At 48.8% G+C, this 11491-nt stretch carries 7 protein-coding genes and 1 other RNA gene; all 8 read left to right on the top strand.

Translation table 11 applies throughout. The features are described from left to right. The first annotated feature begins 4 nt into the window (after positions 1 to 4). Positions 5 to 1258 (top strand): ribonuclease H-like domain-containing protein, encoded by a 1254-nt coding sequence (locus CW734_RS10530; RefSeq protein WP_101190430.1) that lies wholly within the window; start codon positions 5 to 7, stop codon positions 1256 to 1258. A 75-nt stretch (positions 1259 to 1333) separates the two neighbouring features. Beyond that, a complete protein-coding gene (gene gpsB / locus CW734_RS10525; RefSeq protein WP_068869266.1) occupies positions 1334 to 1627 on the top strand; it encodes a cell division regulator GpsB in 294 nt (97 codons plus the stop codon). Positions 1628 to 1675: 48 nt separating this feature from the next. Beyond that, an RNA gene (gene rnpB, locus CW734_RS10520) (RNase P RNA component class B) lies at positions 1676 to 2054 on the top strand. 190 nt (positions 2055 to 2244) lie between these two features. Next, complete coding sequence (locus CW734_RS10515; protein ID WP_101190429.1) at positions 2245 to 3381, top strand: THUMP domain-containing class I SAM-dependent RNA methyltransferase; 1137 nt, start codon at positions 2245 to 2247, stop codon at positions 3379 to 3381. Positions 3382 to 3430: 49 nt separating this feature from the next. Beyond that, a complete protein-coding gene (locus tag CW734_RS10510; protein ID WP_101190428.1) occupies positions 3431 to 5338 on the top strand; it encodes an ATP-dependent DNA helicase in 1908 nt (635 codons plus the stop codon). A gap of 164 nt (positions 5339 to 5502) precedes the next feature. Beyond that, complete coding sequence (locus CW734_RS10505; RefSeq protein WP_101190427.1) at positions 5503 to 6996, top strand: carboxypeptidase M32; 1494 nt, start codon at positions 5503 to 5505, stop codon at positions 6994 to 6996. Between the two features lie 62 nt (positions 6997 to 7058). After that, positions 7059 to 7817, top strand: a complete 759-nt coding sequence (locus CW734_RS10500; protein WP_101190426.1) for an SDR family NAD(P)-dependent oxidoreductase — start codon at positions 7059 to 7061, stop codon at positions 7815 to 7817. A gap of 91 nt (positions 7818 to 7908) precedes the next feature. Continuing rightward, positions 7909 to 11490, top strand: a complete 3582-nt coding sequence (locus CW734_RS10495; protein WP_101190425.1) for a dynamin family protein — start codon at positions 7909 to 7911, stop codon at positions 11488 to 11490. Position 11491 lies beyond the last annotated feature (1 nt).

The raw sequence follows: 11491 nt of genomic DNA, 5'->3' as shown, positions 1-11491 counted from the left end.
GCGTATGTCTTTTGAAAACAAACTGATGCAGATGAAAGGCATGCTGAACAAAAAACCGGCCGCCCGCAAAGCGCAAACCGCTCCTGTACGGCCGCCTCACGAAACGCAATGGAAGGAAATCGGCCTGACCTTAAAGGAAAATAAATTCGGTTTTGTCTTCGAGAAGAAAATCGAGTATCCGCTTGATTACCTCCATGGCAATGTCGTGTTGGGCGAACTCGACCGTGTGCTTGAAGCATGGCAGAACACCGATTACGACCATCCGTTCAAACTATCGGAAGAAGCCCCTTTGGTGTTTTCGATACGGAAACGACAGGTCTTGGGGACAGGAGCATATATTTTCCTGCTCGGTGTGTTGGAAAGGAAACAAGGCGGTTTTGAAATGACCCAATGGATCATGCCGGATCCTTCGCAGGAAGCGGCGTTTCTCTATGAGTCGAATTTATGGCAGGCACAGGACTCGGTCATTTTCTCCTATAATGGCAAAAGCTTCGACTGGCCGCAGCTTCATTCGCGCTGGACGATGCACCGTGGGGCCTTGCCGAAACTGCCGGACCCGAAGCAAATCGATTTATTCCACGGCACGAAACGGATCTGGAAAAACGAATTGCAGCGGCTCAAGCTTAGCGTCATCGAAGAAGAAAAGCTCGGCTTTGCCCGCAGCGGAGACGTGCCCGGGTACTTGATCCCCGCGATTTATCTCGATGCGGTCAAAAGCGGATTTCCGGAGGGCTTGGCGAAAGTGCTGTACCATAATGAACTGGACATCCTGTCGCTCGTGTCGCTGTATATCCGTTCATCGGATTTGCTGATAGAGGATCTTTCGAGCGAATCGAGCGGCGCCTATACGAATATCGGCAAATGGTATGCAGACTTGAAGCAATTCGACCAAAGCGCCGCTTATCTCGAGCATGTCACGCTTGAGCGCGGAGACGCCGGAGCGCTTGCCCGCTTTTTGCTGGCAGTCCAAAAAAAACGCAAAGGCGAATTTGCGGAAGCGCTTCAATTATTCAAAGAAGCAGCGCCTCATTTGCGCGGCCCGGTGGAAGTGGAGGCATGGGTTCATCTAGCGAAACTTCATGAACATCAATTCAAAGATCCGGCACAGGCGCTCGTCATGACCGGCTTTGCAAAAGAAGCAGCCAGCCATACGAAAGTCAGAAAGTCGATATTGGATGACTTGGCCAAGCGTGAATTGCGGCTCGAGGAGAAAAAACGAAAAAAAGCCGCCGAATCTACGGTTCACAGAACACGATAAATATCGCTTATGCTATACTAGCCGTAAGGAATAGACATATTTCACGAAGTTTCTTTTAATGGAAGGACGATTCGAATGGATATTAAATATGCAGCAAAAGACATTCTAGAAAAAGACTTTAAAACAGCCATGCGCGGCTACAACCAGGACGAAGTGGATCATTTCCTGGATGAAATCATTCAAGACTATGAATTGTACAACAAAAAAATCGAACAATTGCAAAACGAAAACCGCCGATTGCGCGCGGAGCTGGAGGAATCGCCAAAAAAGCAAGCAACTCCCGCGCCTGGAACGACCAATTTTGATATTTTGCGCAGATTGTCCCATCTGGAAAATCACGTATTCGGCAATAAGCTCGACAATAGATAACAAGCTTGTCAACAGCCGCCGAATGGCGTATACTTAGTTAGCCATTTGAAATTCTGGCAATCGCTCCCGCACTAGAGGCGGGAGAGGAAAGTCCATGCTCACACGGATCTGCGACGACCGTAGTGATCGCGCCCAGCGAAACAATAAGCTGGGGCAGCATTTATGCTGACGGCGGGTAGAACGCCTAAGTCTTCGGATATGGCCGAAATACCCTGAAGGTGCCACAGTGACGGAGCTGTCTAGGAAACTATGCAGGTGGAACGAGGTAAACCCCGCGAGTGAGAAACCCAAATTATGGTAGGGGCACTTTTCCAAGGGAAATGAACCGACGGAAGAGGCGGAGTGAATCCGCAGATAGATGATTGCCATCCGCTAGTACGAGGCTTCGGCTGTTTGAGTACGTGGAGACAAAACATGGCTTATAGAATTTTGAATGGTCTTAACTTATTATCTTTGAAAGGCTCTCCTGCTGGGGAGCCTTTCTTCATATGAATGAAGAAAAATTTGAAGTGAAAAATTATATATGGTTCGAGCTGCCGCTTATCGACAATCGGTATTGTAAGCAGTGCCTGCTATATGATTAAAACAGATATAAGGAAGACGGAAAGGAAGTTGTTATGACTAGCTATAAATTACTGGCCACTGCGGCAATGGGGCTGGAATCCATCGTGGCGAACGAAGTAAAAGAACTTGGATACGAAACGACGACAGACAATGGAAAAGTGTTTTTTGAAGGCACTGCACGGGATATCGCGAAAACGAATCTTTGGCTGCGCACCGCCGACCGTGTAAAATTGATAGCCGGCGAATTCGAAGCAACGACTTTCGATGACTTGTTCGAACAGACAAAAGCGATCGAATGGGAAAAATACCTGCCAGTCGATGCCGAATTCCCGGTACAAGGGAAATCGGTCAAATCGAAACTCCATAGCGTGCCGACTTGCCAGTCGATCGTCAAAAAAGCAATTGTCGAACGCATGAAAAAAGCATATCACCGAAATGCCTTTTTGGACGAATCGGGACCGCGCTTTAAAATCGAAGTGTCGATTCTGAAAGACAAAGTGCAATTATCGATTGACACAAGTGGAGCAGGACTCCATAAACGCGGATACCGCGTTGGGCAAGGCGAAGCGCCGCTCAAAGAAACTTTGGCAGCAGCGCTCGTCAAACTGTCACGTTGGTCACCGGATCGCCCGTTCGTCGACCCGTTCTGCGGTTCAGGGACGATCGTCATCGAAGCGGCAATGATCGGCCAGAACATCGCGCCGGGCTATAACCGGGAATTCGATAGCGAACAATGGCCATGGATCGGTTCCAAGATCTGGGATGAAGTACGCGCTGAAGCGGAAGAACAAGCGGATTACGACCAGCCGCTCAATATTCTCGGCACGGACATCGACCATCGGATGATCCAAATCGCCGAAGAAAACGTCATTGAAGCGGGATTTGCAGGAATCGTCCGCTTGCAGCAGCGTCAAGTGACAGATTTCACGACGACAGAAGAGAACGGTGTCGTCATCGGAAACCCGCCATACGGCGAGCGGATCGGTGAAGTGGAAGTCATCGAAGAAATGATCGGTGATATGGGGCAAATGTTCTCGCAATACCCGACATGGTCAGTTTATATGCTGTCTTCAATGGAAGGCTTTGAAAAACTTTACGGCCAAAAAGCGACGAAAAAACGTAAATTATATAATGGCTTTATCCGCACGGACCTGTTCCAATTCTGGGGAGAACGTCCAAAAAATAAATGAGGAAAACGGAAGGGCGCCAGCCCTTCCGTTTCTCTGTGAGGGGTTTTATATGAGACAAGCATTGCCATTTCCGTTATCCAAAGATAATACGTTCTTTGACTCATTGAACGACTGGATCGGGGATATCTTCTACGATATTCTGCCTGAAAAAGGGTATGAACTTCGCGATGAACAGATTTTCATGTCGTTTCAATTGGAAAAAGCGCTGAAAGAACGACAAGTGCTATTTGCAGAAGCCGGCGTAGGAACAGGCAAGACGATGGCGTATTTATTGCCAGCGATTGCGTACGCCCGCTATACAGGCAAGCCGGCACTCATTTCTTGTGCAGACGAGGCATTGATCGAGCAATTGGTGAAAAAAGGCGGGGATATCGACCGCCTGGATGAGTTATTCAATTTGAATCTGGACGTTCGCCTTGCGAAATCGCGCGACCAGTATTTATGCTTGCAGCGCTTTGAAGGGGCGAAAAAACGCAGCGAAGCGGATTTCCTCGACCATATCGAAGAGACGCTCCCTGAATTTGTCAACAAAACCTATTCGATGCAGCAAATGTATCCTTATGGTGAACGCTCAAGCTATCCGGAATTGACGGATGACCAGTGGCAGCAAGTCAATTACCATCCGATCCAAAACTGCAACGCTTGCGATATGCGCAATAAATGCGGATTGACCTTGCATCGCAACCATTACCGGGAAGCGACCGACCTCGTCATCTGTTCACATGATTTCCTGATGGAGCATATTTGGACAAAAGAAAACCGCAAGCACGAAGGCCAGGCGCCATTGCTTCCGGAAGTTTCACAAATCGTACTCGATGAAGGCCACTTACTGGAATTCGCGGCACAGCGCGCGCTTACTTATGAAGTACAGGAAAGCTCGCTTTATGACGTGACGGAAAAAGTCATGGTCGACGGGGTTCGCGAAAAGACGCTCGGACTCATTGAACGGACCATCGATTTGCATACTGAGTTTTTCCGTGTGCTGCGCAGCAATTTGATCCCGAGCGAAGAAGACCGCAAAGCGATCCAGGAAGACCCGCTATTGAAACGCATCGGGACGGAATTGATCCGCACCGTTGACAGCCTGTTGGAAGAATTCGTCTTCGAAGGGGAATTGTTCAGCATTCCGGAATATGAACTCAACTTGGCCGAGGAGTATTTTGAGCAGTATAACTTCTCGATGGGCTTGTTTGTCGAAAACGGCGACGCGATCAGCTGGCTTGAAGAAAAAGATGAAATTGAAACTTTGGTTATCATGCCACGGCTGGTGACGGATATTCTCGATGAGAAATTATTCGATGGCAAACTGCCGATTGTCTTTTCTTCCGCCACATTGTCCGTCGCAAAAGATTTCACTTATTTGGCGGATACGTTGGGGATCGACAATTTCGAATCGTTCTCAGTGCCGTCTCCGTTTGAATACGAAGAAGTGATGGAGATCTTCAAGCATCCCGTCGCACAGGAAGCAAAAGCGCCAAAAGTACTGGAACTGGCAGCGGAAGGCGGACAAACTTTAGTATTGTTCAAATCAAAAGCCGCCATGCAATCCTTCAAGCGCGCAGTGCCGAAAGATTCTCTGCTTGCCATCGAGTTTGAAGGCGACCGCGAGCTATCATCTGTCGTGCGCGATTTCCAGGAAGGCAAATTCCAAGTGCTGTGTTCCCATCATCTATGGGAAGGGATGGATTTGCCTGGCGATGCCTTGACCAAAGTCATCATCGTCGACTTGCCGATGCCGCCGAGCGATCCGGTATTCGACGCGAAACGCAAATTCAGCGAACATCCGCTAGAAGAGATCGACTTGCCGTTTATGCAGCTGCGCTTGCAGCAAGGCGTCGGACGACTTATCCGTTCTTCTTCCGATCATGGCGAAATCCATTTGCTGTTGACCGAAGAGGAATTGCGCATTGAACATCTCTGGCAGACTGTCTTGCCGGTGCCGGCGAAAAATCGCTGAATAAAATAGCAGTTACGAATCAGCGGGGGATCTCCTCCGCTGATTTTTTTATGTTTTTTTCTGATTTCCTGCCCTAAAAAAATGAATTTCCCGAAAGCTGATGCGGCGGGGAAAAGACTGCTTATGATACAATAGACCGGAAAAGAAGGAGGAATATTGTGTCAATGGAACAACAATTCAGGGAACTACACCAGAAAATGACAAGCTATAACGAAGCCATCTCCTTGCTGTATTGGGATATGCGGACAGGCGCACCAAAGAAAGGCCAAGACCTGCGTTCAGAGACGATCGGGACCTTGTCTTCAGAACTGTTTGCGATGTCGACATCCGAGGAATACGGCAAGCTGATCGCTGAGCTGAAAAAACAGGACGGTTTATCAATCGCGATGCAGCGCTCTGTGGAAGAAGCGGACCGTGAATACCAATTGAACGCCAAAATTCCGCCAGAAGAATACCGCGAGTTCGTCGTCTTGACGAGCAAAGCGGAATCCGTCTGGGAAGAGGCGAAAGCGCAGGCAGATTTCGCCATGTTCCAGCCATACCTTGAGCAGCTCGTGGAAACGACGCGCCGCTTTGTCGGCTATTGGGGCATAAAAAACGGCAGCGTCTATAATACCTTGCTGGACCAGTATGAGCCAGGCGTGACGACCGAACAGCTGGATGAGGTATTCGGGCAATTGAGAGACCGCATCGTGCCGCTCGTCAAACAAATCCAGGCGTCTGAAAATCAGCCAAACACTGAATTCTTATATGAGCATTTTCCGAAACAAGCCCAGCAGGATTTCAGCTTGGATGTGCTGAAACAATTGGGCTATGACTTCGAAGCGGGGAGACTGGACGAAACAGTCCATCCATTCATGATTGCAGTGAACCGCGGCGATGTCCGGGTAACGACGAAATACGATGAACAGGATTTCCGTACGGCTGTCTTCGGAACGATCCACGAGGCGGGCCATGCTTTGTACGAACAGAACATCAGCAGTGATTTGAGCGGCTTGCCGGTCGACGGCGGCTCATCGATGGGCATCCATGAATCACAGTCATTGTTCTTTGAAAACTTTGTCGGGCGCAACGAATCATTCTGGCGCCACAACTACGAAAAATTCCTGTCTTATGCACCGGATTCATTCAAGCAAGTGGCGCTTGATGAATTCCTTGAAGCCATCAATGAATCAAAGCCTTCATTAATCCGCATCGAAGCCGATGAATTAACTTATGCACTCCATATCATGATTCGTTATGAATTGGAAAAAGGGTTGTTCGACGGCGACTATGAAGTGAAGGATCTCCCAGCTTTATGGAACGATAAATACGAGGAATACCTAGGCATCCGTCCGGAACATGACGGGGAAGGCGTGCTTCAGGATGTGCACTGGGCAGGCGGCAGCTTCGGCTATTTCCCTTCCTATGCACTGGGACTGTTATATGCAGCCCAGTTCAAGAATGCCATGCAAAAAGACATCCCGAATTTCGATGAATTGCTGGCAAACGGAGAGATCGGCCCGGTCACTGAATGGCTGACTGATAAAGTTCACCGACACGGAGCTGTCAAAAAGCCGCTAGAGCTTTTGGAAGAAGCAACGGGTGAGAGCTTGAATGGAAATCATTTGGCCGAATACTTGGAAGCGAAATACGCCAAAATCTATCAATTGGATTAAAGTGAAAAGCGTCATGCTTGGTAAAAAAATGAATAGCAAATGACTAAAAGGGGGATTTACTTGTGTTGGCATCTTTTCGTTTAGAAGGCAAGACCGCAATCGTTACCGGAGCCGGAAAAGGCATCGGGCGTGCGATTGCATTAGCACTCGGTGAAGCAGGGGCGAATGTCCTGCTGGTCGCACGGACCGAAAGCGACCTCGAGCAAGTGTTGCAGGAAATGGATGGCGACCGCACATCCTATGCAGTTGCAGATGTGACCGACCGAAACGATATTCAACAGGCAGTCGAAAAGGCGAATGAACGGTTCGGCAGCGTCGACATCCTGGTCAATAATGCAGGGATGAATATCCGTTCGAAACTGGATGATGCGACCGACAGCGAATGGCACAAAATCATGGATACCAACGCACAAAGCGTATTCATGTTTTCGCAGGAGGCGGCGAAACACATGACTAAAGGAGCTTCGATCATCAACGTCAGTTCTGTCGGCGGTGACCGGGCGTTGAAAACAGGCGTCGTCTATGCGGCTTCTAAAGCAGCAATTATTCAAATGACGAAAGTGATGGCGATGGAATGGGGCGAGCGGGGCATCCGCGTCAATGCAATCGGCCCTTGGTATTTCCGTACGCCGCTTACGGAGAATTTGCTGTCGGATCAGGAATACCTGGATTCGATCCTTGCAGTGACACCGCTGAAACGCGTCGGCGAGTTGCCGGAAGTCGCATCTCCTGTCGTGTTCCTTGCATCGGATGCAGCGGGCTATATTACCGGGCAGACTTTGTTCATTGACGGTGGCATGTCGATCCACGGATTTTCATGAAGAAACATCCTTCCAGTAATGGAAGGATGTTTTTCGTTCTGCTGGAAAAAATGATATGATGAATAGAAGTAACGGTGAAGGAGATATACATATGACAGCGACAGACCATAAACAGGAATTAATCGAAACAGCGCATCTTTACCGGATTTTCAAAGACAATGAAGATACGGAACGTGAAGAAAAAGCGGAATTATTTGCGCGCAAAATCTTAAAAGACCAATTCATCATCGGGTTTGCCGGCCATTTCTCCTCCGGAAAATCGTCCATGATCAACGCTTTGACGGGCGAGACATTATTGCCATCGAGCCCGATCCCGACAAGCGCGAACATCGTCAATGTCCATAAGGCAGAAAAAGACTATGCCATCGTCAACCGCAGGGGAGACCGTCCCGTGTATTTCCCTGAAAACTATGATTTCCAGGCAGTGAAGGATTTCTGTAAGAGCGGGGACGTCACGCAAATCGACATCGGGCATTCGACTTCTGTGTTGCCTGAAGGGATCACCGTCATGGACACGCCAGGCGTTGACTCAACGGATGATGCCCACAGAATGTCGACTGAATCGGCTTTGCACGTGGCCGACATGGTGTTTTACGTGATGGATTACAACCATGTGCAATCCGAACTCAATTTCAATTTCACAAAGGAATTGCAGAAATACACGGATCTTTATTTGATCGTCAACCAGATCGATAAGCATCAGGAAAGCGAGATGTCGTTCGCGGAATTCCAGCAATCGGTTGCGGATAGTTTTGCCGCTTGGGGCGTTGAACCGAAAGGCATCTTTTTCACTTCATTGAAAGTCCATGACTTCCCGGGCAATGAATTTCCAGAAGTGAAACAGCTCGTTTCCTCAGTTATGGACAATTGGCAAGGGCATCTCGGCGAAGCATCGGCGTCTGCACTTCGTCAATTAAAAGATGAGCACATCGGCTTTTTGGAAGATGAAAAAGCGGAGCGGCTCGAAGCCTTCGCAAATGTGTTGTCAGAGGAAGAATGGGCTGCACGCGAAGACCTGAAAAAAGAACACGAACTGATCAAGCGCCGTAGTTCTGTCCAGGATTACGACAATTGGCGATCGAATTTCGAGAAAAAGCGCAAAGAGCTGCTTGAAAACGCCAATATCATGCCGTATGAAGTGAGGGATGCGCTCAGTGCTTATATAGAAGCCCGTCAACCAGGATTCAAAGTGGGCTTGTTGTTCAGCGGCAAGAAAACCGAAGAAGAGCGGGAAAACCGCAAAAAAGACCTTCAAGACAAGTTGTCGAAAACGATCGACTCACAAATGTCCGGCCATTTGAAAAAGTTGATGAAAACATCGCTGCGAGAAGCGGGCTTATTGACAGATACCGAGTCGCTTGAAATCGACAAAATGAAATTTGACTTGCCGTTTGAAGTTGTCGAGGAGAATGTTCCAGAAACGGCTACGATGACTGCGGATACAGTGCTCAATGTCAGCAAGAGCCTGACCGCTCAAGTGCAGCGCTGGCTCATACAGGAAACCGATCCATGGAAAGCCCGCCAGCAAGAAGGCTTCGAAGGGCTTCCAGACGATGCGGGAACAGAGATCGACATGAAATCCGAGTCGCTTGAACAAAAGGTGCTTGCGCTCCGCACGCTCGAGGAAATGGACGAAGCGATCGATAAAGTGAAAAAATCCTTCACTGCCATTTTGCCAAAACAGATGGATGCGGCAGAAAAACAAGTGGCCGGATGGCAAGATGCGTTTCATTTGACAGCTGAAGACATGGTAGAATTCACGCCATCGATGCTCGAAGAGGAAGAACAGCAGCAATGGGACGATGGCGAAAGTGCCCCGACACACGAACTGGCATCTTTTGATGAACAGCAAGTACTGTCGCGCGTGAAGACAACTGCCGATATTTTGGAGCCGGTGCGAGGATTCTCGGAAACGGTAGCTTATTTAAAACGCAAAGCGAAGCGTTTGGAAGGCCAGGAATTTACCATCGCCTTATTTGGTGCGTTCAGTGCCGGGAAATCCTCGTTTTCGAATGCCTTGATGGGCGAGACGGTGCTGCCGGTATCCCCGAACCCGACGACTGCGACCATCAACCGCATCCGCCCGGTGACCGACGCACATCCGCATGAAACCGCTGATGTGCGCTTGAAAACCGTTTCGGCGATGACCGAAGATGTTAAAAACTCATTTGCCGTGTTCGGTGTGAAAGTGGAGACATTGGAACAAGCCTATGCGAAAACCGATGCGCTGCCAGACGATGCAACGACCGAGCAGCAAATCCACAAATCGTTCCTGCTGGCCTTTAAAGGCGGCTATGAAGCCTTTTCCGGACATCTTGGCGAAACCTTGCGCGTAAACCGCGAAGAATTCAGCTTGTATGTTGCTAAGGAAGAACGCAGTTGTTTTGTCGAGGAAATCGACTTTTATTTCGATTGCGAGCTGACAAGAAACGGTGTTACCCTAGTGGACACGCCAGGTGCGGATTCGATCAATGCGCGTCATACGAATGTCGCATTCGAATATATCCGTAATGCTGATGCTGTGTTGTTCATCACATATTACAACCACGCCTTTGCCCGTGCGGACCGCGAATTTTTGATTCAGCTTGGCCGCGTGAAAGACGCTTTCGAAATGGACAAAATGTTCTTTGTCGTCAATGCCATCGATTTGGCGAATAACGAAGAGGAAAAACAGGCAGTCATCGACTATGTCGGCAACGAATTGCAGCGCTTCGGCATCCGCTTCCCGCGCCTGTTCGGCGTTTCAAGCCTGCAAGCCTTAAAAGAGCGCGACATTTCCGGCATGCCGGAGTTCGAAGAAAACTTCCAGCATTTCCTGAAAGAAGAGCTGAAAGGGATGGCGGTCCAGTCATTGTCGGAAGAAGAACAGAAGACAGTGGACCGTTTCCGCAATTTTATTCAGTCGACCGAAAAGAACCTGGAACGCAAAGACGAGCGCTTGGAAGAATTAAAGCAATTGGAACAGAAAGTACGTAAACGCTATAGCGAAACAATGGCACCGGTATTGGAACAAGAAGCGAACCAAGAACTCGGTGAATTGCTGTATTATGTGAAACAGCGCGTATTTTACCGCTTCAACGATTTCTTCAAGGAAGCATTCAATCCTTCGCTATTCGCAAGGGAATCCTCGAAGCAAGCGCTTGATACGGCAATGCGCGATTTGCAGGAAATGACGGCTTTTGATTTCCAGCAGGAGATGAGAGTGACCAATCTGAGGCTTGCACGATTTGTCGAAAAGAAATTGACGGAACGCTTTAAAGACGATGCCGTTAAACTGAAGGACTGGAATTCGGAGTTTTCGTTCCTTCCATATGAAGTGAAAGAAGCCCAGTTGATCGAAGCAGGCCAGCCGTTTGGGGATGCTGATTATTCCCCAGCTAAATCGTATTATAAAAACAACAAGAGCTTTTTTGAGAAAAACGAAAAAGAAGCGATGCGCGATGCACTGCAGGGAATGATGGAACCGGATGCAAGCCGTTACTTGGAACAGGAAAAAGCTGCGTTGACCGAATGGGCGGAATTCTGGATCGAACAGGAAGCGGAAGGGCTCCGTCAGCATCTGTTGCGCCAGGCGATTGAACAGATCGAATCCGAGCGCAGCTTGTTGCAGCAAAGCGAAATTTTGGCGCAATGGAAGAAATTGCACGAAAAATTGATGGAAGGCAGGGGATAAT

It is taken from the genome of Planococcus sp. MB-3u-03 (assembly GCF_002833405.1).
Taxonomy (GTDB): Bacteria; Bacillota; Bacilli; order Bacillales_A; family Planococcaceae; genus Planococcus.
Note: the sequence above shows the minus strand (reverse complement) of the source record. Positions and strands in the feature narration are given on the sequence as shown.